General features: G+C 55.3%; 20 protein-coding genes and 2 pseudogenes. 11 read left to right on the top strand and 11 right to left on the bottom strand.

Features of this window, described 5'->3' with window-relative positions:
* The first annotated feature begins 42 nt into the window (after positions 1–42).
* The 3 genes and pseudogenes from ATG98_RS07110 to ATG98_RS07100 all read left to right on the top strand — a co-directional run bounded on the left by ATG98_RS07110 (position 43) and on the right by ATG98_RS07100 (position 2,061).
* Positions 43–468, top strand: a complete 426-nt coding sequence (locus tag ATG98_RS07110; RefSeq protein ID WP_098420234.1) for a MarR family transcriptional regulator — start codon at positions 43–45, stop codon at positions 466–468.
* A 162-nt stretch (positions 469–630) separates the two neighbouring features.
* Positions 631–822, top strand: a pseudogene (locus ATG98_RS07105) (MFS transporter); the annotation flags it as partial.
* A 228-nt stretch (positions 823–1,050) separates the two neighbouring features.
* Positions 1,051–2,061, top strand: a complete 1,011-nt coding sequence (locus tag ATG98_RS07100) for a L,D-transpeptidase family protein (protein WP_098420232.1) — start codon at positions 1,051–1,053, stop codon at positions 2,059–2,061.
* Positions 2,062–2,158: 97 nt separating this feature from the next.
* On the opposite strand, the gene ATG98_RS07095 is transcribed toward ATG98_RS07100, so the two are convergent.
* From ATG98_RS07095 to ATG98_RS07085, 3 genes are all read right to left on the bottom strand, one after another.
* On the bottom strand, positions 2,159–2,440 hold the full coding sequence (locus ATG98_RS07095; RefSeq protein ID WP_098420230.1) for an Lpp/OprI family alanine-zipper lipoprotein: 282 nt from the start codon (positions 2,438–2,440) through the stop codon (positions 2,159–2,161).
* A gap of 281 nt (positions 2,441–2,721) precedes the next feature.
* Entirely contained in the window at positions 2,722–3,285 is a 564-nt protein-coding gene (locus ATG98_RS07090; RefSeq protein WP_098420229.1) for a L,D-transpeptidase family protein, read from the bottom strand.
* Between the two features lie 65 nt (positions 3,286–3,350).
* Positions 3,351–5,117: a potassium/proton antiporter gene (locus tag ATG98_RS07085; protein WP_098422502.1), complete on the bottom strand. Its 1,767-nt coding sequence runs from the start codon at positions 5,115–5,117 to the stop codon at positions 3,351–3,353.
* 357 nt (positions 5,118–5,474) lie between these two features.
* Between ATG98_RS07085 and ATG98_RS07080 the strand changes: the two genes are divergently transcribed.
* Positions 5,475–7,139, top strand: a complete 1,665-nt coding sequence (locus tag ATG98_RS07080; protein ID WP_098422501.1) for an OFA family MFS transporter — start codon at positions 5,475–5,477, stop codon at positions 7,137–7,139.
* A gap of 24 nt (positions 7,140–7,163) precedes the next feature.
* On the opposite strand, the gene ATG98_RS07075 is transcribed toward ATG98_RS07080, so the two are convergent.
* Complete coding sequence (locus tag ATG98_RS07075) at positions 7,164–8,240, bottom strand: substrate-binding domain-containing protein (protein ID WP_098420223.1); 1,077 nt, start codon at positions 8,238–8,240, stop codon at positions 7,164–7,166.
* A gap of 101 nt (positions 8,241–8,341) precedes the next feature.
* On the opposite strand from ATG98_RS07075, the gene ATG98_RS07070 reads away from it, so the two are divergent.
* The 6 genes from ATG98_RS07070 (at position 8,342) to ATG98_RS07045 (ending at position 17,309) form a co-directional block, all read left to right on the top strand.
* Positions 8,342–8,872: a formate dehydrogenase subunit gamma gene (locus tag ATG98_RS07070; protein ID WP_228706050.1), complete on the top strand. Its 531-nt coding sequence runs from the start codon at positions 8,342–8,344 to the stop codon at positions 8,870–8,872.
* Positions 8,873–8,889: 17 nt separating this feature from the next.
* Positions 8,890–10,449 carry a formate dehydrogenase beta subunit gene (locus ATG98_RS07065; protein ID WP_098422499.1) on the top strand — a complete coding sequence of 520 codons (1,560 nt, stop codon included), beginning with the start codon at positions 8,890–8,892 and terminating at the stop codon, positions 10,447–10,449.
* Between the two features lies 1 nt (position 10,450).
* Positions 10,451–13,372, top strand: coding sequence for a formate dehydrogenase subunit alpha (gene fdhF / locus ATG98_RS07060; RefSeq protein WP_098420217.1), 2,922 nt, complete (start codon positions 10,451–10,453; stop codon positions 13,370–13,372).
* Positions 13,353–14,225, top strand: a complete 873-nt coding sequence (gene fdhD, locus ATG98_RS07055) for a formate dehydrogenase accessory sulfurtransferase FdhD (protein WP_228706049.1) — start codon at positions 13,353–13,355, stop codon at positions 14,223–14,225. Before fdhF ends, fdhD begins: the two co-directional genes overlap by 20 nt.
* The gene (locus tag ATG98_RS07050; protein WP_098420213.1) at positions 14,222–14,449 is read left to right on the top strand and encodes a formate dehydrogenase subunit delta; all 228 of its coding nucleotides are present in this window, start codon (positions 14,222–14,224) and stop codon (positions 14,447–14,449) included. Before fdhD ends, ATG98_RS07050 begins: the two co-directional genes overlap by 4 nt.
* Before the next feature lie 514 nt (positions 14,450–14,963).
* On the top strand, positions 14,964–17,309 hold the full coding sequence (locus ATG98_RS07045) for an EAL domain-containing protein (protein ID WP_098420211.1): 2,346 nt from the start codon (positions 14,964–14,966) through the stop codon (positions 17,307–17,309).
* Between the two features lie 36 nt (positions 17,310–17,345).
* Here ATG98_RS07045 and ATG98_RS07040 read toward each other — a convergent pair.
* The 7 genes and pseudogenes from ATG98_RS07040 to ATG98_RS07010 form a co-directional block, all read right to left on the bottom strand.
* Positions 17,346–17,639 (bottom strand): annotated as a pseudogene (locus ATG98_RS07040) (arsenate reductase ArsC); the annotation flags it as partial.
* Between the two features lie 41 nt (positions 17,640–17,680).
* Complete coding sequence (locus ATG98_RS07035) at positions 17,681–18,925, bottom strand: hypothetical protein (protein ID WP_098422498.1); 1,245 nt, start codon at positions 18,923–18,925, stop codon at positions 17,681–17,683.
* A 10-nt stretch (positions 18,926–18,935) separates the two neighbouring features.
* A complete protein-coding gene (locus tag ATG98_RS07030) occupies positions 18,936–22,139 on the bottom strand; it encodes an outer membrane lipoprotein-sorting protein (RefSeq protein ID WP_098422497.1) in 3,204 nt (1,067 codons plus the stop codon).
* 146 nt (positions 22,140–22,285) lie between these two features.
* Positions 22,286–22,636 (bottom strand): long-chain fatty acid--CoA ligase, encoded by a 351-nt coding sequence (locus tag ATG98_RS07025; RefSeq protein WP_143751444.1) that lies wholly within the window; start codon positions 22,634–22,636, stop codon positions 22,286–22,288.
* A gap of 191 nt (positions 22,637–22,827) precedes the next feature.
* Positions 22,828–23,682 (bottom strand): phosphate ABC transporter ATP-binding protein, encoded by an 855-nt coding sequence (locus tag ATG98_RS07020; RefSeq protein ID WP_218925845.1) that lies wholly within the window; start codon positions 23,680–23,682, stop codon positions 22,828–22,830.
* Positions 23,683–24,993, bottom strand: a complete 1,311-nt coding sequence (pstC, locus tag ATG98_RS07015) for a phosphate ABC transporter permease subunit PstC (RefSeq protein ID WP_098422495.1) — start codon at positions 24,991–24,993, stop codon at positions 23,683–23,685. It lies immediately after the preceding gene.
* A gap of 29 nt (positions 24,994–25,022) precedes the next feature.
* The gene (locus tag ATG98_RS07010) at positions 25,023–25,784 is read right to left on the bottom strand and encodes a phosphate ABC transporter substrate-binding protein (protein WP_098422494.1); all 762 of its coding nucleotides are present in this window, start codon (positions 25,782–25,784) and stop codon (positions 25,023–25,025) included.
* 99 nt (positions 25,785–25,883) lie between these two features.
* On the opposite strand from ATG98_RS07010, the gene ATG98_RS07005 reads away from it, so the two are divergent.
* On the top strand, positions 25,884–26,375 hold the full coding sequence (locus ATG98_RS07005) for a hypothetical protein (protein WP_098422493.1): 492 nt from the start codon (positions 25,884–25,886) through the stop codon (positions 26,373–26,375).
* Positions 26,376–26,405 lie beyond the last annotated feature (30 nt).

Here is a 26,405-nt window from a genome sequence, read left to right as displayed (position 1 = left end):
TCATGACGCTGGCGGCTTGCCAAAACCTAGGAGCAATCACCGATGAGAGAGCAGTTCCCGTTTACCATTGCACGTGTTACCCGGCGCTGGCGCAAGATGCTGGACGAACGGTTGAAAGATCTGGGCGTTACCCAGGCGCGGTGGAGCACCATGTTCTATTTAAAGTCTGGTGGCGAAGGTTTAACCCAGCGCGAACTGGCCAGTTTAATGGCCATTGAAAATCCGACGCTGGTGCGCCTGTTAGACAGCCTGGAAGGCCAGCAGTTGATTGAACGCCGCCCTTGCCCGAACGACCGCCGCGCCCGCCGCCTGCATCTGACCGACGGTGGCCGTGTGTTTATGGACGAGATGACCACTCGCGCAGATCGCCTGCGTGACGAAATGCTGGAAGGCGTCAGCGAAAAAGACATCGAAGTGACGCTGCGGGTTTTTGGAACGATTCTGGAAAACGCGCACAAGCAAAGGTAAACGGTGGCTGACAATTCGGTAGCGGGGCTGCAACAGCGCTACGGCGAGCATTGGCGCTGGCTCGCCGTCGCCACGGTTATGGCAGGGGTTGCTACTGCTCGGCGCCGCCAATGGTTTATCGCTCAGGCCGCATTGGGTTCCAGCGCCACCGAGGCCGGTCTGTTAATGCTACCGGCACTGTCGATGGGTGCGCTCAATCCTTTGGCACCGGAGGAGCTGGGCGCAGGGTCCAGCACTATCAGTTTTACCCGACAGCTTGGCGGGGCCTTTGGTGTCAACATGGTCGCATTGGCAATCGAACACAGTGATCATCAAAACGGGATGCCTACGGTAGAAGCGTTTCAGTTTGCCTAGGGGCTGTTGACGGTATTTTTGGCATTGGCGATTATTCCAGTGTGGAAAATGCGCATCTGAAAGCGCCGGTATTGATTGCCTTCTGCAGCCAAGCGCCAGTAATCTACTTGTTCTGCCGCCGGGCTCCCTTTGTGGCCTGTGCGTAATGGAACTCCTGGCTGGGTCCAGGGTCTGAACTTTGTCTATTTTTGTCTATTTTTGTCTATTTTTGTCTTTGAGTAGAATTGTATGGGTGTGAAAATGCGTTTATTGACACTGTTGCTGAGTGCAGCCTTTGCGCCTTTGCTGCTGGCCCAAGGCGCAGCCAAACCTCTTCCGGCTGATAAAACAGCAAGAGTGGCTACCTACAGTATTCAGGGCGATGTGGCCGGGCAGTTGAGTGTGTTTAAAACCCGCTACGAAGACACCTTTGCAGATATAGGTATCGCTGAGGCTCTGGGCTATCTGGAGCTGGTGAAAGCCAACCCTGGAGTAGATCCGTGGTTGCCCGGCGAAGGCACCAGCATTACTCTGCCCAGGCACTATGTTATGCCGGATGCGAAGCGCGAAGGTATTGTGATCAACCTGGCGGAATATCGCCTTTATTACTTTACCGACAGCGGCGTTCAGGTTTACCCGGTGGGCGTTGGTACCGAAGAAAACCCATCACCGTTAACCAACGCTCAGGTGACCATGGCGCTTACTTCACCAGCCTGGTATCCGCCTGAGAGTATTCGTGCCGAGCACGCCGCTGTTGGCGATTTCCTGCCGCGCATGATTCCGCCGGGGCCAGATAACCCGTTGGGTAGCCATGCGCTTATGCTGAGTGAGCAAGGTTATTTGATTCATGGCACCAATAAAAAATTCGGTGTTGGCATGGCGGTCAGCCACGGTTGTTTTCGCATGTATAACGAAGACATTTCGCGTTTTGCTTATCAGATTACAAAGGGCACACCGGTACAAATAGTACGCCAATCGGTGAAAGTAGGTGTTGCCAATGGACAGGTGTGGCTGGAAGTGCATCGACCCCAGGAAGATTACTCGGCAGCGGATCGCAACAAGCTTTGGCTGGCTACTGTGGAACAATTGGAACGTCTGGCTATTGCTCACCCGGAAGTGGAAGTACGGCGCAGGGCGATTGAGATTGCAGTTGATCAGGCAAGCGGTTTGCCTATGGTGATTGGTGAGAAAATCACATCGGTGGCGAAAGGTGAGTCTGTAAAGGCCCCAGAAAATGCTGGGCAACAGCTGTATTTTTAAGCGCAGGTGCCAGAGAGCGCCCAAGCGTGGTTGCTTCAGATACAAAATTAAGACACAAAAAAAGCCGGAGTTACCGGCCTTTTTTATAGTGCAAAGCTTACTTCTTGCTGGCTTGGTCAAGCATGCGCTTGGCGCGCTCGTTGGCTTCGTCAGCAGATTTTTGAGCAGCATTGGCAGCAGCCAGAGCTTGCTCAGCTGTCTGCTTGGCAGAGCGGGCAGAGCTGGCGGCGCTGTTGGCGGTGTTCATTGCATTTTCAGCTGTTTGCTCAGCTGAATTAGCTGTAGCGTTGGCTTCGCTCATAGCGGCGTCATCAGTAGTGGCACAGCCTGCAGTCAAAGCAGCTGCCAGTGCAAGCCCAGCGATCGTCAGTTTACGCATTGTAAATCCCCTTATTAGTCGTTGTATTTCCCGAAGTCCGATAATCAATATAGCTGACATCCCGCCAACTTGCCTCCTGCCAATACAGGTCTGATAAGCGATTGACCACCGAAGCTATCGACAGTGTAAATCACTCTGCCACCAAATGTTAACTAAGCGTAGGTAAATGTCCGAAGCTTATGACAACAACGTAATCTTACACCGCGTTTCATATCAGAAAATTATTCTAATGCCGGCACTTAGCTGACTTTCTAGCAAGGGCCTCCTTTCTAGCAGGGGCCTCATGGCAGGATTTCAATCGGGGTGCCGTCGCTTACCAGTTGCCAGATTTCGTCAATCTCTTGATTGTTGACGGCAATGCAGCCGTCCGTCCAGTCAAGCCCGAAAAAAGCAAAGGCAAAATCGTCTTCGGTGCCGTTAGGCAGGCCGTGAATCATGATGCTACCGCCTGGGTTCAGGCCCCAGTTTTCGGCCATTTCACGGTCTTTGGCGCTGGGGTAGGAAATGTGAATAGACTTATAAAATGAACTGCCGGCGTTGCGCCAGTCCAGGGAGTATTCGCCTTCGGGGGTGCGGCTGTCGCCCTCGTAAAGCTTGTGGCCCTGGGGGTTGTCGCCCAGTGAAATGCGATATTGGCGGATAACCTGCTCGCCACTGAGTAACTGCAGTGAACGCTCGCCTTTTTGCACCAGTACTTTGGTAATGGACGGCAGTTGGCCGGTGTCTGACGAATGCGGAAATGGAAGACGGGTGTCTGCTCGCGCCAGCAAATCCGAAGCCAGAGCTTGGGGCGTGAGTAAAGTCAGCAGCAGTGAACATAAAACAAACAATCGACCCAGACTCATAAAACCGACTTACCAATGATTAATGTTAATTTAGAATGTTTATATCATGACTGAAGGTGCAGTTGTTAATGGGTTTTTTCATCTTCGGTGTTGTTATGTTTTGCCTCGGCTGCGTTTTGCTGGGCGTCCATTTTCAGGCCCACCTTGGCAACGGTGTCGCCGTTCATTGAACGCACCACCAGCGTAACCGGCCCCAGAGCAACCAGGTCGCCAATAACCGGGCGGCCCTTGGTCCGTTGGGCAAAGCATTCAGCGAGTGACAAGTCGGGCGGCAGCTCATCAAATTCAATGCCGTAAACCTGCTCTACATCGCCCAGCAGAGCGTCGCCGTTCAGCACAAAGTCGCCAAAGAACGCACGTTCGGCCAAGTGGCCGGGCGTGTAGGCCCCGCTGAGTGATTTGTTCAGTTCCGGTAAAACGCCTGGCGTGGCAAATACGGCGATAATGTCGCCCTGAATCACTTCAAGATCGGCTTGTGATTGCAGGCACAATCGGTTTCGGAATACGCCGGCCACCGCCGTGTTATCTGGAAACTTGAGCTGGTCCAGGCGACGCGGTAGCTCCCAGTTTTTGCCCCGCAATGGAAACAGCATTAATTCATGATCGCCGGCGCCCGGGGCGTCCAGAGGAAAGCGACGAAACGGCGCGTTGTCGGCGGGTACTTCCAGCTTTAGCCAGCGCGCCAAAGGCGCCATGGTGGTGCCCTGAACCAGCAATGACACCAGCACGATAAAGAAGGCGGCGTGGAACACCAGTTGCGCGTCTGGCAGGCCGGCAATAATGGGAAACAGCGCCAGCACAATAGGCACCGCACCGCGCAGGCCTACCCAGCTGATAAACCCCAGCTCACGGCGATTGAAACCAAATGGCCAGAGTGTGGCTAATACGGTGAGCGGCCGAATCACGAAAATGAGTGCCAGCGCCAATATCAGGCCTCCGCCCGCCAGGGGCAGTAACTCGGAAGGGGTGACCAAAAGCCCGAGCATAAGGAACAGGCACAGCTGCGCCAGCCACGCCAGACCGTCGTGCACCTGCAGAATCATCGGCATCATGCGTACCGGCCGGTTACCAATGACCACACCGGTCAGGTAAATCGCCAAAAACCCACTGCCACCCAAAGCGTTGGTGGCTGAAAATACCGCGATACCACCGGCGGCTACCAGCAGTGGGTAAAGCGGCGGCGCCAGGCGCATCCGATTGGCCAACGCGACGACGGCGACGCCACCGATTAATCCGGCAATGCTGCCAATACCAAACTGTTCCACCAGTAACAGCAAGGCGGGGCCAACGTTGTTCTCACCTGCGTTGCCAATCAGCGTGACCATCAACAACGTCAGGAAAATGGCCATGGGGTCGTTGCTGCCAGACTCGATTTCCAACGTGGCGCTGACACGCTCGTTAAGATGAATGCCGCTGCCTTGCAGCATAGAGAACACCACCGCAGCGTCGGTAGACGAGATAATGGCGCCGACCAGTAGCGCCAGCATCCAGTGCAAATCAAACACCCACCAGGCGACTACGGCTGCGCCGACAGCGGTTAGAAAAACACCGAGGGTAGCCAATACCAAAGCGGGGCGCAGGCCAACACGGAAGGTTTCAGCACGGGTGCGCATACCACCGTCTAACAGAATCACGCCCAGGGCCAGATTGGCGATCAGAAACGCCAGCTGGTAATCATCAAAACGAATGCCGCCTGGCCCGTCTTCGCCCATCATCATGCCGACCACCAAAAAAATCAGCAGCACCGGCATGCCCACCCGGCTAGACAGCGGGCTTAAAACAATGCTGATCACCAGCATCAGGGCACCCACCAGGGTGAGCATCGGGTCCATCACAACTCCACATCAAGAATGGCAAACAAGGCCAGGCAAAAGGATCGCGTTGGCCTGCTGTAAGTCTGCCCATAGCCGGCACGGTTAACAAGCAGAGTTGAAACGGGTTACGCCGGGTTTGTCGCTGGCGTTGTTTTTGGGCGTTACAGGGCGGTTGCCGATAGGTTTAAATAGGCATAAAAATTCATAGGTTAAATACCTATTTGTTGTTTGACTATCTAAAGAATCACATCAATACTCCGCCTCGCTTGTTTGTCAGTCAGTAATATATGTTTCCGTGTGCATATGTCAGTGCTGGGCGATCAATTTTAATCTGTGAAAAATAACAAAATGACAACAACAAAATAGAGGTGATTGATGGACGGCATAACACAGGACCGTTTACAAAACGGCGACGAGGCGCGCTCCAAACCCGGTTTTTTTGACCGTGAGAACACGGTTGCAGGCCCCAATTTCAATCGTTGGCTGGTGCCCACGGCGGCGCTAGCGATTCATCTTTGCATCGGCATGGCCTACGGCTTTTCGGTGTTTTGGCTGCCCATGGCCAATTTGGTGACGACTGCAGACCCGGTGGCCTGCGCCGATATCGGCATACTTCAGGCCATGACAACCACGTCCTGCAACTGGGCCGTCAGCCATGTGACTTACACCTTCGGTATTTTTATAGCCATGCTGGGCATTTCAGCCGCGGTGTGGGGCGCCTGGCTGGAACACGCCGGCCCGCGTAAAGCCGGCGCCATCGCTGCGGTATGCTGGGGTGGAGGTATGATTCTGGGTGGCGTGGGTGTGATGACCCATCAACTGTGGCTGTTGTATCTGGGCTGCGGTGTGCTGGGTGGTATTGGCCAGGGTTTGGGTTACATCACCCCGGTGTCTACGTTGATTAAATGGTTCCCCGACCGCCGCGGCATGGCGACCGGCTTTGCGATTATGGGTTACGGCGGCGGTGCCATGGTGGGCGCCCCGCTGGCGGTTTGGCTGATGGGCTACTTTTCGGCGGATGGTGGCAAAGGCGTGGCCAGCACGTTAATGGTGATGGGCGTTATCTACTTTTTTGTGATGATGGCCGGCGCTCTGGGCTTCCGCGTGCCACCCAATGGTTGGAAGCCAACGGGTTGGGAATCACCCCAGGGTAAACAGGCCAATGCCATGATCACTCATGGCCACGTACACCTGAGCAAAGCCTGGAAAACCCATCAGTTCTGGATGATCTGGAGCGTGCTGTTTCTGAACGTAACAGCGGGTATTGCGGTGATTTCCATGGCCAGCCCCATGCTGCAGGATGTTTTCGGCGGCGCTCTTGTGGGCATTAAGGATTCTGCAGTGGCGCTCACTGCCGCTCAGAAAACCGCCGTTGTAGCAGCCGCTGCCGGGCTGGTTGGCCTGATCAGTCTGTTCAACAGCGTTGGTCGCCTGTTCTGGGCGTCGCTGTCTGACAAGCTCGGCCGCAAAAACACCTATCTCGTCTTTTTTGTGCTCGGCATTGCCATGTACTGCCTGTTGCCCACCTGGGGACACCTGGGTATGGCGGGCATGTTCGTTATTTCCATTTGCGTGATCCTGAGTATGTATGGCGGTGGTTTCGCCACGGTACCCGCGTATCTGGCCGATATTTTCGGCACTCAGATGGTGGGTGCGATTCATGGCCGGCTGTTAACCGCCTGGACGGCAGCAGGGCTTATTGGGCCGGTGATTATCGCGTTGATCCGCGAGGTGCAACTGGAGGCGGGAATAGAGCCAGCTTTGGTGTACGACCGCACGCTGTACATTATGGCGGGGCTGTTGGTGGTGGGTCTGATCTGTAACAGCCTGATCAAGCCGGTAGACCATTCACTGCACATGACCGACGAAGAGCTGGAAGGCGAGCGTAGGTTGCAGCGCGACAGCGGTGTGTCGTCTCACGCCCAAACCGCCGCTCGTGGAGCTTTCGGGATTACCGGTGTGCTGGCCTGGATGGCGGTAGGTATACCGTTCCTGATCGGCTTGTACATTGCTCTGGCTAAAGCGGCAGCGTTGTTTTAACGAGCAGGGTCGGCCGGTTCCAGGCTATTGGTCGGAAGCGATCAGCTCGTCGAACCCCGTAATCTGGCCGGGTTGGTCGAGCTGATAGCCTGGAACGCTATGGATGCGCTCAAGCAGTTCGGGCGCACGAAGTAGCTCTATCAGGTGGTCAAGCGTGCTTTGCGGCAGGTGTTCTGGGCGATAGATCAGCAAATAGTGCTCGCAGGCCAGTTCCAAAAAGTCCAGGCCGAACTGTTCGGCCGCGGCCTGCACGCCAAAGCCCACATCGGCCATGCCGGAGGCCACAAACGCCGCCACGGCGGTGTGGGTGAATTCCTGCTGGCCACTGCGGTTAATGCTGTTTGCATCCAGCCCCTGCTGCTCTAACAGCAGATTGAACAGGATACGGGTACCGGAATGCAGGTCGCGGCTGATAAAGCGCAACCCGGATTGGCTGAAGTCTTTCAGGCTGCGCACCTGCGAATGTTCGCCTTTGCGCAGCATCAGGCCTTCGCGCCGGGTCACAAAACGAATCAGTCGATGGCTGCCGTCGCTGAGTAAATCCCGGTAGTGGCTCAAAATTTGGCGAGCCAACTGCGGACAAGTAGACAGGTGAAAGCTGGCGATGTCGCATTCATCGCGATTGAGCGCCGAAATCGCTTCTGCAGGATTACGGTATTGAAGGTTGATGTTCAGCTGGTCTGCCACTTCAGGCAACAGCGCCACCGCATAACCGTGGCTGGCGTGCAGGCGCAGTGTTGGTTTTGTGTTGGCCAGCAGTTGCTGAATCTGGTCATTCAGTTCGGCCGTCATGCTGTCTATTTGCGGCCCTAGGCGCGCGCCGACCCTATGCTCTGCCCACAGCAGTTTTTCGCCCAGGGGCGACAGCTGGGAGCCTTGGCCTTTACGCATGATGACCAGTGGTAAGCCAATAATATGGCTGCCACGGTTAAGCAGGTTCCAGGCGTGGCGGTAAGAAATACCCGCGCTTGCTGCCGCTGCGGTGAGTTTACCGGTGTCGCGGATGCCTTTCAGCAGGCGAAACAGAACCGGCTCAAACAGTTCGCCGTTAGCGGTGCTAAAAATCCAGGCGGGTGAGATGTTCAATTTTTTGTTATGCACTTTTATTCATATTCCGTAGGTTGGGGCAGAGTGCTAGTTTAGGCACTATTGAGCGATCCACTACTGTACCAAAATAAAAACAGGTAGGAACAATTATGCATATGTCAGAGACAGCCGACCCAAAGGCGGCGGTTATGTCCACGCCTGTTGCCGGCGATTGGAACCCTGATGTTATTCGTCAGGAAGTCGCAGCCCTTCAGCACAAGCCTGGTGCGCTTCTACCCATATTGCACGCCATACAAGACCGCGTTGGTTATGTGCCGGAAGGTGCTGTACCCATTATTGCGGAAATGTTGCAGCAGACCCGCGCCGACATTCACGGTGTTATCACTTTTTACCACCATTTCCGCACTCACCCGTCCGGCAGCAATCTGCTGGAGGTGTGCCGTGCCGAAGCCTGCCAAGCTCGCGGTGGGCGCGCTCTTGAGCGTCATGTTCAGGAACGCCTGAGTGTGGGCTATCACGATACCACCGCCGACAACGAGTTCACTCTTGTGCCTGTGTATTGCCTGGGCAACTGCGCCTGCGGCCCGTCTATCCGTGTGAACAATGACATTATCGGCCGCGTAACGCCGCAGAAATTCGACCAGTTGGTAGACGCCCTCACAACGTCTGTTCTTCAGCTAAAATAAAGGCAGGAGCAAACTCCATGACAACAACAATTTATGTGCCGTGCGATACCACCGCCCTGTCTTTGGGCGCAGACCGCGTAGCACAGAAGCTTCAACAGGCAGCAGCTCAAAAAAACATCGAGCTTCATCTGGTGCGCAACGGCTCCCGTGGACTGTTCTGGCTGGAACCTCTGGTGGAAGTGCAAACTCCCTATGGCCGCGTGGCTTATGGCCCGGTGGAACCGGAACAGGTGGATGAGCTGGTGGCCTCCGGTTTGTTTGACGGTAACCCCGAACACCCGCTGTTTCTGGGCGATATTTCCCAGCACTCTTATTTGCAGCAACAACAGCGCCTGACCTTCGCCCGCATTGGCATTACCGACCCGATTTGTATTGAAGACTATATTGCCCACGGCGGTTTTGCCGGCCTGAAAAAAGCAGCTGCGCTGACCACTCAGGGCATTGTGGATGAAGTAAAAGCGTCTGGCCTGCGCGGCCGTGGCGGCGCCGCTTTCCCGGCCGGCATAAAATGGCAGACCGTGCTGGACGAGCCCCAAAACCAGCAGAAATACGTGGTGTGCAACGCCGATGAAGGCGATTCCGGCACCTTCGCCGACCGTCTGGTAATGGAGTGCGACCCCTACATGCTGATAGAAGGCATGACCATTGCCGGCTTGGCGGTCGGTGCCACTCTGGGCTTTATTTACGTGCGCTCGGAATACCTGCTGTCGCAAAAGATGCTGGACGAAGCCATCCGCAGAGCCAAAGTACTCGGTTATTTGGGCGATAACGTCTGCGGTAACGGCCGTAGCTTCCGTCTGGAAGTTCGCTTGGGCGCCGGCGCGTATATTTGCGGCGAAGAAACCTCGCTGCTGGAAAGCCTGGAAGGCAAGCGCGGGCTGGTTCGCTCAAAGCCGCCACTACCTGCCATAAAGGGTCTTTTTGGTCAGCCTACAGTCGTGAACAACGTGCTGTCTCTGGCCGCCGTACCCTACATCATGGCCCACGGCGGCAAAGCCTACGCAGACTACGGCATGGGCCGCTCTTTGGGCACCCTGCCCATTCAACTGGCGGGCAACATCAAACACGGAGGCCTGATTGAACTGGCCTTCGGCGCAAGTTTACGCAAAGTGCTGGAAGATTTTGGCGGCGGTACCTTTACTGGCCGGCCCATGAGGGCGGTGCAGGTAGGCGGCCCGTTAATGGCGTATTTGCCGGAAAGTCAGTGGGATACGCCCATGGATTACGAAGCTTTCGCCAAATTGGGCGCAGGCATTGGCCACGGCGGTGTAGTGGCGTTTGACGACACAGTGGATATGGGCGAGCAGGCCCGTTTTGCCATGGAGTTCTGTGCCGTTGAATCCTGTGGCAAGTGCACGCCTTGCCGAATTGGCTCAGTGCGCGGCGTCGAAGTGATTGACCGCATCCGTGCCGGTACCAACCGTGATGACAACTTGGTGTTGCTGCAAGAACTGTGCGAAACCATGGTAGACGGCTCGCTGTGTGCCATGGGCGGTATGACGCCCTTCCCGGTACAAAGCGTGATGAAACACTTTCCCGAAGACTTGATGGCCAACCCGCGCCCAGTGGAGGCATGACATGTTGCACTATTACGATCCAGGCACCCAAAATTACGAAGCCGGCAAGAGCGTCCTGAATCCCGATTTTGATTTCGGTACCCCGGCAAGGGTCTCCGAAACCTTGGTGTCGGTGTCTATCGACGGGCGCGAAATTGCCGTACCGGAGGGCACCTCGGTGCTGAGGGCGGCGGCTCTTGCGGGTATCAACATTCCCAAGCTGTGCGCCTCTGACAACCTGGAACCTTTTGGCTCTTGCCGCCTGTGTGCGGTAGAAATCGAAGGTCGCCGTGGCTATCCGGCTTCCTGCACCACGCCGGTGTCTGAGGGCATGGATGTGACCACCCAGACCGGAAAGCTGGCAAAATTGCGCCGCAATATCATGGAGCTGTACATCTCTGACCACCCGCTGGACTGCCTGACCTGCCCGGCTAATGGCGACTGCGAGTTGCAGGATGTGGCCGGCACGGTGGGCCTGCGGGAAGTGCGTTACGGTTTTGATGGCAAAAACCATCTGGACGCAGAAATTGACGATTCAAACCCGTATTTCAGTTTCGACGCCAGCAAATGCATCGTGTGTTCACGCTGCGTGCGCGCCTGTGAAGAAGTACAGGGCACGTTTGCGCTGACCATCGAAGGCCGCGGCTTTGATTCTATAGTCTCTGCCAGCCAGAACGATCCGTTTATGGATTCCGAATGCGTGTCCTGCGGTGCCTGCGTGCAGGCCTGCCCTACGTCTACGCTGATGGAAAAGAGCGTGATCGAGGCCGGCCAACCCACCCACAGCGTGATCACCACCTGCGCCTATTGCGGCGTGGGTTGCTCGTTCAAAGCCGAAATGAAAGGTGAAGAGGTGGTGCGCATGGTGCCCTATAAAGGCGGCGAGGCGAACCACGGCCACTCTTGCGTAAAAGGCCGCTTTGCCTTTGGCTACGCCACTCACAAAGATCGCATCAAAGAACCAATGATTCGCGAATCCATCAACGACCCGTGGCAAGTGGTGTCCTGGGACGAAGCACTGGCGTTCTCCGCCAAAAAGCTTAAGGGCATTCAGGCCGAGTTCGGCCGTGAAAGCATTGGCGGCATTACCTCTTCACGCTGCACCAACGAAGAAACCTATCTGGTGCAAAAACTGGTGCGGGCGGCGTTCGGCAACAACAACACCGACACCTGCGCGCGAGTGTGCCATTCCCCCACCGGTTACGGTTTAAAAACCACGTTGGGCGAATCCGCCGGTACTCAGACGTTTGATTCAGTAATGAAAGCCGACGCCATCGTGGTGATTGGTGCCAACCCCACCGACGCCCACCCGGTGTTTGGTTCGCTGATGCGCCGGCGCTTGCGCCAGGGCGCCAAGCTGGTGGTGATTGACCCCCGCCGCATCGACGTTTTGAAAACACCTCACGCGGATGAAGGTCTGCACTTACCGCTGCGCCCCGGCACTAACGTGGCCATGGTAAACGCTATGGCCCATGTGGTGATAACCGAGGGCCTGGAAGACAAAGATTTTATAAACAGCCGTTGCGATACGGAGGCCTACAACGCCTGGCGCACCTTTATTGCCGAGGAGCGCAACTCACCGGAAGCCATGGAAGAAGTCACCGGCGTACCGGCCGCCAAGGTTCGGGAAGCGGCGCGAATTTACGCCGAAGCCGAAAATGGCGCGATTTATTACGGACTGGGCGTTACCGAGCACAGCCAGGGCTCCACCATGGTGATGGGTATCGCCAACCTGGCGCTGGCCACCGGCAATATCGGCCGCGAAGGCGGCGGTGTGAACCCGCTGCGGGGCCAGAACAACGTGCAGGGCTCTTGCGATATGGGGTCTTTCCCCCACGAATTGCCGGGCTATCAGCACGTCAGCGACCCGGAAGTGCGCGAACGCTTTAAGGCGGTGTGGGGTGTGGAGATCGATCACGAGCCCGGGCTGCGTATTCCCAACATGTTTGACGCCGCCATCGCCGGTACCTTTAAAGCGCTGTACGTGCAGGGTGAAGACATCGCCCAGTCAGACCCCAACACCCATCACGTGGAAGCAGCGCTGAAAGCCCTGGATTGCCTGATCGTGCAGGATATTTTCCTGAACGAAACGGCCAAGTTTGCTCACGTTTTGTTACCGGGTTCCACCTTCCTGGAGAAGAACGGCACCTTTACCAACGCCGAGCGCCGTATCAACCGCGTGCGCAAAGTGATGGAGCCGATTGCCGGCATGGAAGACTGGGAAGTTACTGTAGCGCTGTCGAACGCCCTGGGCTATCCGATGAATTACAGCCATCCGTCTGAAATAATGGACGAAATCGCCTCGCTGACGCCGTCATTCACCGGCGTGAATTACGACAAGCTGGAACGGCTGGGCAGCATTCAGTGGCCGTGTAACGACGAACATCCGGATGGCACGCCCACTATGCACACTTCGGACTTTCCCATTGGCAAGGGCCGCTTTGCGGTGACCGAATACTTGGCCACCGAAGAACGTTCCAGCCGCCGCTTCCCGCTGTTGTTGACCACCGGCCGTATATTGTCGCAGTACAACGTAGGCGCACAAACCCGGCGTACCGCTAACAGCGACTGGCACGAGGAAGACCTGCTGGAACTGCACCCCAGTGATGCCGAATTGCGCGGTGTAAAAGAAGGCGACTGGCTGGGTATCAGCAGCCGCGTAGGCCACACCGTGCTGCGGGCGAAGCTTAGCACCCGCATGTTACCGGGCGTGGTCTTCACCACCTTCCACCACCCGGGCAGCGGTGCCAACGTCATCACCACAGACAACTCGGACTGGGCCACCAACTGCCCGGAATACAAGGTGACCGCCGTGCAGGTAGAAAAAGTGTCCCAGCCATCTGACTGGCAGCGTAACTTTGTCGACTTTGACAAGCGCCAGCAGGATTTTGCGAAACCGGCTAGGGAGCACTCGGGTGATGCCCATGTCAGCGCCCTCAAATAACGGATCGCCTGACGCCAAAGCCGCACTCACTGGTGAATGCCCTGCACCGGTGAGTGCGGCGATGGTGAACGTGCGCGGTGGTATTGAAAGGGCGCCAGGCCAAGACTGGGTCGCCGAAGAAGTGCCGGTGGCTATGGTGTACAACGGCGTGTCCCATGCGGTGATGATGGCGTCGCCCTGCGATCTTAAAGACTTTGCTCTGGGCTTTAGCATCAGCGAGGGCATTCTTGAAAAGCCAGAGCAACTGTTCAGCATCGAGATAAAACCCACGCAAAACGGCGTAGAAATAGACATGCACATTGCGGGTGATTGTTATGCGCGCTTGCGCGAGCAGCGCCGCAACATGGTGGGACGCACCGGTTGCGGGCTTTGTGGCACCGAATCTTTGGCCCACGTGGCGCGGGCGATTGCCCGGGTTCCGGCGCAGCCGCTACCGGCAGACGACGCGGTTCAGGCTGCGCTTCATAGCTTGAAGAATCACCAGCCATTACAGCTGCAAACCGGTGCCACCCACGGGGCGGCCTGGTGCGATAGCCGCGGGCAGATTGTTCAGGCACGAGAAGACGTTGGCCGTCATAACGCGCTGGATAAGTTGATCGGAGCTCGCCTGCGTGAGGGTGGCGATCAGGCTTTTGACAAAGGTTTCGCGTTGATCTCCAGCCGCGCCAGTTTTGAAATGGTGCAGAAAAGCGCCAGCGTTGGCATCAGCACGTTGGTGGCGGTATCCGCGCCAACGGCTCTTGCTATCCGAGAAGCCCGCGAAAGCGGCATGAACCTTATCGGCTTTGCCCGCCCGGGCCGCCACGTCATCTACACCGGAAGCGATGACACCGTTCAGGAGAATACATTGTGAGTGACCAGCAATTAACCAACCTGATCAAAATGATCGACCAAATTATTGCCAACAATTTACATCATGGTGACGACGACCAGGTGACCGACGTTGCCGCCGGCCACCTACAGAAATTTTGGGCTCGCAGCATGAAGCAGCAGGTGATCGCTTACGCCAACAGCGAAGGCGCAGAATTGTCACCGTTGGCGCAAAAAACCATCGCTAAGCTGCAGGCTGTATCTTAGATTTTCGCTGCATCACAAGCTTGTGTACGTTGCTATCCCCTTCTGCCAGCGCCAGGTTCTAGCTTGGATGTGTCATGGGGGATAAAAGAAAGTGGCTGAAAGCGCTGTTTTTCAAGAGCTTAACCTCGCGGATCGACCAGGCATAAACCGCCGATACCCTTGTCTGGCAGCGGATCTATGGCTATGTACATAGCAAGCTAATTTATGGCGATTAATGCTGCGCGCACCAGTGAGTATGGTCGTGGCTCTGCATTGAAGGCTGCGAAATGTGCAGTCTGGCTCAGCTTACCCAAAGCTCAAACTGTGAAATTCATGGTATTGTTAATGGCACGTTAGCGCCTGCCGAGCTCGGTCAGTATCACTGTGCATGGCAAACAGTCTGTGGATAAGTGCTTAGAGCGAATACTTGATGCCGAGAACACCTCGAACGGCATATAGGGTTCAGTCGTAAATTACAGGACGGTCGATTTAGACGGCCGCAGCACTATCTACCCGGCACTATGGGAGGAAGCTTGTGGATCCAGTAACTCTGGAAAAACGCCGTCTCGCTGCACTTGAGCGGCTGACGATCATGGATACAGGTTCAGAAGAACGCTTCGATCGCCTGATTAACCTGGCGCGGCGCTTCTACAGCACCCCTATTGCCTTATTTTCACTGCTGGATGAAAAGCGGCAGTGGTTCAAATCTAAACGTGGTCTGGATGTTAGCGAGACACCGCGCTGCGTCGCTTTTTGCGACCACGCCATTAAGCAGGATTCGGTGTTCGTCGTCCCGGATGCAACCAAAGATGAACGCTTTTGCAGCAACCCTCTGGTGACTGGTGAACCACACGTTCGGTTTTATGCCGGTATGCCCGTGCGGGAGCCCGGTGGGTTCAAAATGGGCACTCTGTGCATTATGGATCGTAAACCGCGTGACATTCCGGAACACGAGCTGGATGTATTAAGAACGCTCGCCAGCCTGATTGAAGATGAAGTGGAGCGCTTTTACCACGCATCGCAATATCAAAAGCAGGTTCCAGTGTCGCGGCTGAACCGCGCCATTCACCGGGCCCAGAACACTTTCCACACAGATGACGATCAGGATGCCGCGTTTGAAATTCTGTTAAGCGATCTGCTGGTGTTGACCGACAGCCAGTTCGGATTTATCGGCGAGATGCTGACCAATAGCGACAATAGCCCTTATCTACGCGTAGGCGCGATAACCGATATTTCGTGGAGCCCGGAATCAGCAGATCGCTCTCAGCAGCGTAAAACAAGGGGTTTGTTGTTCGAACGGCTGAATAGCCTGATCGATACATCAATGCTGTCAGACGACGTGTTGATAAGTGACGGGTTTGAAAGCGATAGCCAGGCTGGGGAATTGCCAACCGGCCACCCGCAGATTACCCGTTATATGGGCGTTCCCATATTTTCCGGTGATAACCGTGTTGGTCTGGTGGGGCTTGCCAACCGCCCGGAGGGGTACACCAATAAATTGGCCACCGAGCTTGAGCCGCTGTTGCAGACGGTGGGCCAGTTGATTGAGCGTAAACGCATGTACAAGGAGCGGCAGGAACACCAGAAAGGTCTTGAACAGGCAGCAAATTTCGATCCTCTGACGGGTTTGCCCAATCGCAGGCGGTTAACCGAACTGTTCGAACAGGAGCTGACGCTCGCGGACCAACGCCAAGGCGCCCTGTCCATTTGTTTTATTGACCTGGACTGTTTTAAAGAGATAAATGACAACTACGGTCACTCAGTAGGCGATGCGGTTTTGAAAACCGTTGCTGCGCGGCTTCAGCACGTTCTTCGCGAGTGCGACATTATCGCCCGCTTGGGGGGTGATGAATTTGTAGCCATTATCCGTGATGTCGAAAATAACGCGGTTTACGAGCGTATGCTTGAAGCGATTCGGCGCCCGATAAACCACCAGGATGTCACGCTTGATCTTGCGGCCAGTATGGGTGTTACCTTATACCCAAGGGACCAGTCCGCACCGGATCTGCTCTTGAGGCATGCTGATCAGGCTATGTACGCGGCAAAAGATGCCGGTCGCAATCGCTACAGCATTTTTGATGTCGAAACGTATGTGAGCCGGGTTGAGCAGGTGCGGGTTTTAGAGCAGACCGCCAAGGCGCTGGGCGAAAGCCAGTTTGAAATGTACCTTCAACCCAAAATTGTTCTGGTTAACCATCGGGTGGACGGCTTCGAGGCCTTGATTCGCTGGAATCACCCAGAGAAAGGATTACTTGGGCCGATCAGCTTTTTGCCACAATTGGAGCACACTGAATACGCCGCGGCGGTGGGCCGGTTTGTCATTACCGACGCGGTGGCCAAACTGCAGCAATGGAAACAGCTGGGGTTGCCTTATTCTCTGAGTATTAACCTGAGCCCGACGCATCTTCTTAGCGATGGTTTTGTAGAGGATTTGCAGGCGGCTTTGCAGGACTGCGATCCAGATGTACGCTCGCGCCTGATTATTGAACTGCTGGAAACCACGGCGTTAAACGATCCAGGAAGAATCATGGGCATTCTGTTGAAATGCCGGGATCTGGGCGTGCAAGTATCCCTTGATGATTTTGGTACCGGCTATTCCTCGCTGGACCACTTTCGCCGCCTGCCGGCGCAGGAAATCAAGATCGACCGTTCGTTTGTTAGCGACATGCTCAACAATGCGGATGATGAGATGATCGTAAAATCCATCATCAGTTTGTCAAAGAACTTCAAGCGCCGGGTAGTGGCAGAGGGCATTGAAGCCCAGGCCATGCAGGACAAACTGATCGAAATGGGTTGTGAGCAGGCTCAGGGTTTTTTCTACAGCAAACCCCTTCCTGCAATAGCTGCTCTGGCCTGGGCCGAGGCTTATCAGAAGCGTTGATCGGTTTCGTTCGTCTACACAGATCACCTCTGAAAATTTCAGTGCAGGGCCGAAGAAGAAGACCGGACAGGCCTCGCCGGCAGCACGATCGCACACAGTGATGACAATATCTGGTGGTGAGTGCTCGAAGACATCCGATGCCTTGCTGGTCAATCCGTCGGTTGAAATGCATGCGGCTTCGAGGGTTTTCAGTGCTCTGACATTCACTTGGCCACTAGGCCAACTGCCCGAACTCACTGCCGTCATGCCGGCGGGTGCCAAATGGTTGAATAGAGCCTCAGACAAGATACTGCGACAGCTGTTATGGGTACACATGAACAAGATTTGCATGGGGGTATCTCCGTTTTAAACGCGCAGGCTTTGCAATCGATTTACCACAGGTAACTTGCCTCGACGAAGGTTAACGAATTTTTTCGCAACTGCCCCAGGAACGCATTCCCCGGGCCTCTAAAAAACTCGAAACCAGTATTGATGCGCCAGCTGTTCGTCAAAGCGTACTTCAATCGTCCTCTGAGCATCCAGTCACCCCGGGGCTCTGTCCATACCGCGAAGATATCCATAGTTGCCTTTGAGTCGAGCAAGGGTCTGGCATACCTGAAGGTAACTCCATACTGGCTGGTATCCAATTCGTTGCTGACAAGTGACTGCGCCTCCTGAACCTGTTTCAGCAGCGGATCGCTGGATGGCGTTGAAACCGACCGCAAGTGTCGCAAGAAGCCCTGCAGCGACAGTGTTTCGCGATCGCCAAGATACCATTCGGCACCGGCAATCAGTGAGATGTAAGGTCTGCGGCGAGCAACCGATGCAGCCGATGCCTGTTGGAAGTCGACCCATGCAATCTCGGCTCTGTAAGCAGTTTCCCCGCGCACCAGAGTAAGGTCGCTGCCAAGCATGCGCATACGCGTGGCGTATTGGCCCAGAGTGGTGCCCTGGGGTGTAATATTGCGTAACGCGAACGTGGGAAAAGGGTCGTGCCCGTCGATAAAGCTTACTGACCAATCGGCGCTGGAGGCGAGCACGTCATACTTAATCGCCAGAGTCGGGCGCACGCTCGGATCTTGCTCAATAAACTGCACACCGGGTGTTACGCGCAAGGGCACATCATTGAAGCGAAAACGATCCAGCACATGCATTTGCAGCCGACCCTGACCCGCGGCGCAATCGAGATGCAGGCCCCAGTTGCCGGTACGCTGATCGTTGGTTTCCGGGGTCAGGCGGCGGTAGTTGGTGGGTGACACCAGATCGGTCGGATTGATACCGTCTGCTCGCCCCCAGATGACCAGTTTCTTGCCTAGCGCCGCAGTACAGGGCCAATCCCTGTTGCGGATATAGAGTTCATCTACCCCGGCACCTTCGCGCTTGTCATTCAGCCGCTCTTGTGAAGAGCGTGCCGAGAGCGAAGAACGCAGTTGCAGGTTGTCGGAGGCCTGCCAATAGTAATTGAGCTTCAGACGACTGGAGGACACCGCATGCCTGTCGTCCAGCATGCGATTGGATGACCACAGGCCTGAGGTGATTTCACCGTTCAGCTGCGGCGAACTGGCGTACCCCTGGGTTGTAATCAGCAGCGTTGCCAGCGCGCCGGCTCCCCAGCGTAACAATTGAGATTGGCGCATCGTTTGTACCTTAATTTATAGCCAGATTATTCGCGGAAAACAGCTTGTCGTTGAGCGGCTCACCGACCTTGAAGTTACTGAAGCTGATGGTTGTGCTGTGACCACTTTGCAAGTTGGTGCATCGGGCGCGCATCGGTTGCCACTTGTCATGCTCGGCATCAACTTGCTGGATATCGGAGAAACTGAAGGTCTTGTAGGGTTGGCTGTGTACATCAAAGGCTTCCACATAGGTCGTGGCAAAGTTGTCCATGCGTACCCAGGTAACCCGTTTGGCATAGCCGGAATGGGTGCGTAGGTTGTCGTTGATAGGCAGTGACTCGATGACGTAGTGCTCGACGCCGCCGCGCAATTCTTGTCTCAGCAGGCTGTGCTGCCAGTCATCAACTTTATGGCCCATCACATCGCCGAAGCTGAAGTCAGTGCCAATAAAACTGTCCTTTTTGTTGGAGGCCACAAGGCGGCGTACCCGACGCATAGCTGGAAGATAGACCCACATGTCGTCGGCGGCAGTGTGTTCAATCAACAGCGTTGTGGTGCCGCGAATATCTGCCGGGGCGTTGAAGCGGACCAGGCGCATGGTGTCCTGGCCGTTCTCCTGGAGCTTGGAGGCCATATTTGACCGGCGCGTGCGGGTTGATCCGCTCTTGTTCTGCAAGACAAATTCCGCTTCCGCTGTGGAGGTGCTAAAGCGTGTTACCGCAGCATTGCGCTCCATAATTTCCACTGCCCCCTGCTCAGCAGACCAACCCACCTGGGAGTATGTGAGGAACCCGATGGACGCCAGGATGATTAGCAGCACAGCGCCGCCATCACCGGAACGCCGGCGAAAAATAAAGGCTGGTTTGAAGGTCAGAATCACACTCGGGATGAGCGTCAGGGTTGCCAAAACGCTGGTCAGCATGGCCAGCACGAGAAAGGTGGAGAGCCACATATGAACCTTGTAGTCGTAGGAAAACATCAGGACGGCATAACCGCCGGCGACGGCTGTGGCGACGAAAAGGCAGGCTTTGCCAGCGGTTTTAATGGCCATTTCGACAGCGTGGGGCAAACTCTGGCCCTGCTTGGCATATTCGCGAATGCGGTAAATCAGGTAGATCGCGTAATCGGCACCGATACCCACCGCCATGGCTGAGATCAGTGAATTGGGGATGTTTAGCGGCACGCCGAAGTAGCCCATTACACCAAACACCACTGACAACACCACAAGCGCCGGCGAGAGAACCAGCAAACCAGCAATAAACGAGCGGAAGGCAATCACTGCTACCAGAAAGATCACAGTAAGAATCTGACCGATATTCAAAAGTTTACTGTGCACCATGACGTCAGTTACGGCGAGCGTTTGCGCCACTTCCCCGCCATAGGACAGGGTCACGTGTTCGGGAAAGCGTTGATTGGCCAAGGTGCTCAGTTCAGTGACCAGCTGATCGATTTCAGCATTGCTGTTGGTGCGTAACATGATCGAGATCTTTGCTCGTTGATAGTCGTAGTCGACATGGGCCGAAAAGTCCTCAGGGTCGCCGGACATCGAGTACAGGAACAGGTATTGGGCGATGAGATCCTGATCATCGGGCAGCGGCACAGGCTGCGTCGGGTCACCGAGGGCGGCCTGATGCATGCGCTGAACGAAATCAACGATAGACAGGGTTTTGCCGACTATCGGACGCGCGGCGGCATCAACCTGCAGTGCACGAATGGCATTCAGAATCTGCGGGTCCTTGATGCCGTCGGGCTGTCCGGTATCAACCATGATGTACAGCACATTAGTGCCGCCGGTTTGCGCGTTGAGCAGATTATCGTCCTGCTGGATGGGCAACGAGTCAGAGAAAAAGCTCTTGCTTGAGTTGTCGACGTGCACTTTGGGCCAGCCAGCAACAGCCACGCCTATCAGTACTACAAAGAGCAATAACACCCATCGACGACTGACCGAGCTGACAACCGTTTGGGCGATGCGGCCGGCCAGACGATCCCAGATGCGCGGCTTCATTTCAGTATCAATATGGGTTGCCGACGGCGGCTTTAAACTGGCACGCACAGCCGGCGTAAAGGTGAACTCCAGCACCACGGCAGAGAGCAGGCCGATGCCGGTGAAAATACCAAAGGCTCGCACCGTTTCCAGCTCAAATACCACCAATGAAAAGAACCCCAGCGCGGCAATGCCACCGGCGATCACCAGCACTGGGCCTACCGCAACAAGAGACTGAATGGTGGCCAGGCGGTTGGCCGCCTGTGGTGCCATGTTCTGTACATTGACCAAGTCGATGAAATGCTCGTAGTAGCGTTTCAACAACTGCACAGCGTGCCCGGCGGCCACGGCAAGGATCAGAATCGGCGTGGGCGAGTTGAAAATGTCCATGGGTACCTTCATCAAACCCATGATGCCGACGCCCCAGACTACCGACAGCACGGCCGTGACCAGAGGCAGAATCAAACCCTGAACAGTTCGAAAGGCTTCAAAGTGCAACAGGCCAATGACCAGTACAGCGATAGGAAACAGCCAGTTTATGCGGTCTGCAAACACTTCTGCCTGCTCAAGAAAAACCGGATTGCCACTCAGGGAAATGTTGATGCCCGGCAGGTCTTCCCGACTCAGAATTTCGTGCACTTCCGAGAGCATAGCGCCAAAACCATTGGGGTTTTCCTTCAGCTCGAGCATTATGGTAGCAGTACGCCAGTCACTTGAGATCACCGCATCGCGGTAGATGGGGTTGGCCATAATTGTGGCTTTCAGGGCTGCAAGCTCTTCTGTCGTGCGGGGTATCGGTTCAGCCAGCAAGGGCCTGGCCTCGAAACTTTCTGCATGACCGGCTATGCTTTTGGCTTGCCGGGATGACAGGCTGAGCAGTGTCTTATTGGTCACTGAGGAGGCGCCATACAGATCGTCGGTAATGCGTCTTACCGCCTCCAGTACCTGAGGCTGCAGGGCATTGCCCTCGGTTGGCGTCAGGCCAATCACAACCAGGTATTTCGAGCCAAAAATTCGCTCAATGGTGTTGGTTGCGATGATATAGGGATGGCTTTGCGGCACCACAGCGGCCGGATTGATAATGACCTGTTGTTTGGCCGCAAAAAAACCAAAAAAGGCTGACAGCGCCAGTATCAACATGATGATCCAAAGCCGGTGGTTAACCACCCATCTCAGATAACCTTCGAGGGGCAGTGGGCTATCGCTGTGCTCAGCCGGATCTGCTGTGAGTGTTTTAGTTATGTCTGTCATGACTCATGACCTCGGCAGGAAAAACTGGGAGTTAAAGCCTCGTTATTGTTATGAAGGCGGGCGATTTGGGCTTTAAGCAGGTGCTTCTGAACCTTTGCAGACGGGGTGTAGGGAAAACTGTCCACCCGCTTGCATTGCGTTGGGCTTCAGCCGTCGAAAGCACTGGCAATCTGTTGTTGCAGTTCAAGATCAACTGCGGAAGGATCAGAGTCGGCTGCGGCAATCCAGGCCAACACGCAGTGACCGTTGTCGAGCCCGGTGACCAGCAACGCAGCATCTGCGACACCGGGGACCAATCGCGCCTGGTGTTCAATCAGCGCTGAACACAGGGGGTTGCCATTGCTGATCAAGGCATCCTCCATTCGATCGATAATTTCCAGCTGGGCACTGTCGTTCAGGATCGCAAAGTCGCCCGTGGCCAGCCACTCACCGTTACCGCTGGGGTAATGGGCAACCCAGTGTCCGCGGGCCATAAGCTCGCCGGTTCCCCTGGGCACACAGATGCCCTGCTGCAGCACGACATGTTTCAGTAGATCGTGAACATGAAGCGGGAGCGATTGCACTCGCGCATGGGGATAATCTAACGGATCAGGGACATGTGTTTTCATGTTGCTATAGTAGGAATTGCAGCGCTCAGTCGACAATGGAACAGATATACCAAGCTGTGGTGACAGAGCTGCAGCGCGGTTCAGGCGAACTCTAAATAGGTTTTAGTCAAGGGATGCTGAGGTCGCTCAAACACGTCCTTGGAATTGCCACACTCAATCAACTTGCCGACCCCATCAACCTTCCAGAATACTGCTACCTCATCAGCCACACGCCGTGCCTGACTTAAGCTGTGGGTAACCAGGACAATGGTTCTTCGCTTGGACAGGTTGCGAATCAGCGTTTCAATCTTCTCTGTCGACATCGGGTCCAGAGAACTGCAGGGTTCATCCATCAGCAACACATCTGGATCCATTACCAGAGCGCGCGCAAGGCAGAGGCGTTGCTGCTGACCACCCGACAGAGCCATGGCTGAACTGTCGAGCCGATCGTGAACCTCGTCCCATAAGCCGACTTCGCGTAGCGCGGATTCAATAAGGTTGTTGATCTCGATACGGGCTTTGATACCATGCTGCCTTAGGGCAAATTCAAGATTCTTGCGAATCGAGAACGGGAAAGGGTTGGGGCGTTGAAACAACATCCCGACCTGTCGGCGCAGCTGGGTTGAGTTTTTCCCCAAAAGCTTGGTTTCCATCCAGCTGAAGTTGACTGACCCCTCCACGGAACAGCAAGGCACAAGATCGTTCAGACGGTTCAAGCAGTAAAGCAGGCTGGACTTTCCGCATCCGGACGGACCGATCAATGCCATGACTGAGTTACGCTGAACGCGCAGCGTCACCTTCTCCACGACGGTGCAGTTGCCATAGCTCACCGACAGATTTTCGATTTCGATGTAATCGCCCGCTAGAACATTCAGTTGAGTGATGTTCTCGGGCGCACGCGGAGCGGTGTTTGCCGGGGGCACAAGCGTAATTGCACGATGCTCATTGTTCATCATTTAGTGACTCCGTGTTGTGGTGCCCGTCATGCGCAGCTGCATCCAGCGTGTTATGGCATGCACACTAAAACTGAGCATGGCCAGCAGCAACAGAAGCGCGAGGGCTGAACCATAAGCATTGGGGCTGCCGCCTGGTACGTTGGTTGAAAGGTCGTAAATGTGCACAGAAATACTGCGGCCGGAATCCAGAAGTGATTCGGGCATACGGTCCGAATAGCCGCTGGTGAACAGCAGTACGGCGGTTTCTGCCAGGGCTCTGGTCAAGGCCAGTACAATGCCTGCGCAAATGCCGGGCAGGGCTACCGGTACAAGCACGTGCCATAAAACTGATTGTCGCGATAGCCCTAGTGCAGTTCCGCCAGCGCGATGAGCAGAAGCGGCGGACTCCAGGGAAAAGGCCATGGAACGTGCCAATGTAGGCAAGATCATGCAAGCCAGCGTCAACCCGCCTGCCAGAATTGAGTATCCCAAGGCCACCAGCGCGCTGACCAGCAGCAACATAACGAGTCCTGCAACGAACAGGGAGGCGCGGTGATCACCCATGGCATAGGGCATTTCTAAGGCGATATTGGCAGTCAACGTGCGCACCGGATCAAACAGCGACGTCGGCACTTGCACAATATTGCCGCAGACCATTAGCACCACCATGGTTTCACCTATTGCACGGGCAGCGCCGAGTACCATCGCGGAAAAAATGCCCTGGCTGGAGGCGGGAATGACAACTCGGAGCAGGGTTTGACTGCTCGACACGCCAAGCGCAGCAGAACCTTGAATGTAGGCCTGGGGTACTGTTTGAAGTGCCGATTGGGTCAGGATCGTTATAGTTGGAATAATCATTAAGGCTACCACCAGAATGCCAGCCAACAGGCTGGCGCCGGGGGAGCTCCACATGTTCAAAATAGGCACGATTGAGGTCACACCCCACAGACCATAGACCACAGTCGGTATCGCAGCACTGACTTCCACCAGGTTACGCAGTAGTTGCGCAAGTCTCGCGGGAGCCTTGAATGTCGTGACAAGAGCAATAGCCACGCCGAGTGGCGTTGCCACGAAAAGTGCACCGATGGTCAGGTATAGACTAGCCAGCAACATGGGAGTCATGTTGAAACTTGCTTCGAGCGGCCACCAGCCGTCGTCGGTAAAGAACCTGGCGATTCCGCCCTGCGCAATCAGCGGGGAACCTTCTCGCAGCAGGAAAGCGACGATCAGAAAGATGACCAGTGCAGCCATCAAGGCGAGCAGGCTCAAGGCTGGCCAAAATAACCATCCTTGTCGTTTTGATGAGGTCACTGAAAGGGTCGCGGGTGTCATGGGTTCGCCAGCTCAGCAGGGACTGACGATCATGGAGTCACCGGAATAAAATACATGCGGCTGACCAGTTCAGCCGCCTTACTGGAGCGGGTAAACGTTAAAAAGTCCCGGATCTGCTCGGTGATTGGCTCTTTATAAACCAGATTCAGCTCGCGGCTGATCTGGTAGTCGCCCGACGCCACACTCTCGGTAGATGGAAACTGGTCGTCAAGCGCAATCAAGCGAATAGCGGCGCCCTGCTCCGCCTCGTACTCTGCCGAGCCAATAGACACATAACCGATCGCAGCGACTGAGCTGCCAACGGTTTGAATGCCCTGTTGGTTGTCGCCAATGATGACGTCGGGGCGTATTTGTCGGTAGGAAATGCCGAAATAGTCACTGAATACTTCCAGTGTTGAACGTCCCTCTGCTTTGCTCACCACAGTAATGGCCAGATCATCGCCACCGACGTCTTTCCAGTTGGTGATTCGGTCGGTGTAAATATCGATGACCTGCTTTTTGCTCAGACCAGTGACAGGATTGTCTGCGTTGACGATCATGCCGATGCCGTCGCGGGCGATCAGAACATTGTGAAGATCCCCTTCCTCCGCTTTCAGCTCTCGAGAAACCATGCCCAGTGCCGCTGTGCCGGCCCGAACATCCATGACGCCTCGGGAGCTACCGCCTGACTGTACATCGATTCTTATACCGGAAGTTTCTTGTTCGTAGGCCTTGCCCATTTCACTTAGCAGCGCCGACATTGTGCTTGAGCCGGCAATGCTGATGGGCGCCGCCTTAATGTGAAAAGGCATACAGGCTGAATAGAATATATGTTCTATTGTTTTGCTGGGGCATCACATCCGATCATGTTCTCAAGGGATTGTCCTTGAAGCCTGATAGGAAGAAGCAACATGAACGAGATGTCCAGTCATACAGAGTCAACTCAGTCCGGACCTGCCAATTTGCGAGCGGCGAGCCGCCGCGATGAACTTGGTAATGAACACGACAAAAGCGATGGTTATTTCAACCTGCTTGCGTACATTGCCTCCAATGCCATCGCCGGTGAGGTCATGGCTATTGAGAATTATTCCGAAATGGTTCCGTTAATGCCGGACACCGAGAGCAAGATCGAAACCGTCAAACAAGCGTACGAGGAGTCCAAGCACATTCTGATGCTGGCCAGTCTGGGCAAGCGTCACGACTACAACGTCATGCGTGAAATCGTTGAGCCCCAGTGGTTCATGAAAACAGATATCGACGGAATTCGTATCGAAGCACTGGACACCTACGTAGAAACGCTCGATAGGGCCAATTTCGATCCTGCGGTAACCGCCGTTCTGATCGAGTCAATGCAAACCTATGGCGGCACACCGTCCATGCATGCAGATATGGCTAACGCTTAAGGCGTTTACCCCGTCTGCGCTCGACAGCTC

The organism is Marinobacter sp. LV10R520-4 (assembly GCF_002563815.1).
In the GTDB taxonomy this organism is placed as follows: Bacteria; Pseudomonadota; Gammaproteobacteria; order Pseudomonadales; family Oleiphilaceae; genus Marinobacter.
This window is presented reverse-complemented; position numbering and strand designations above follow the sequence as displayed.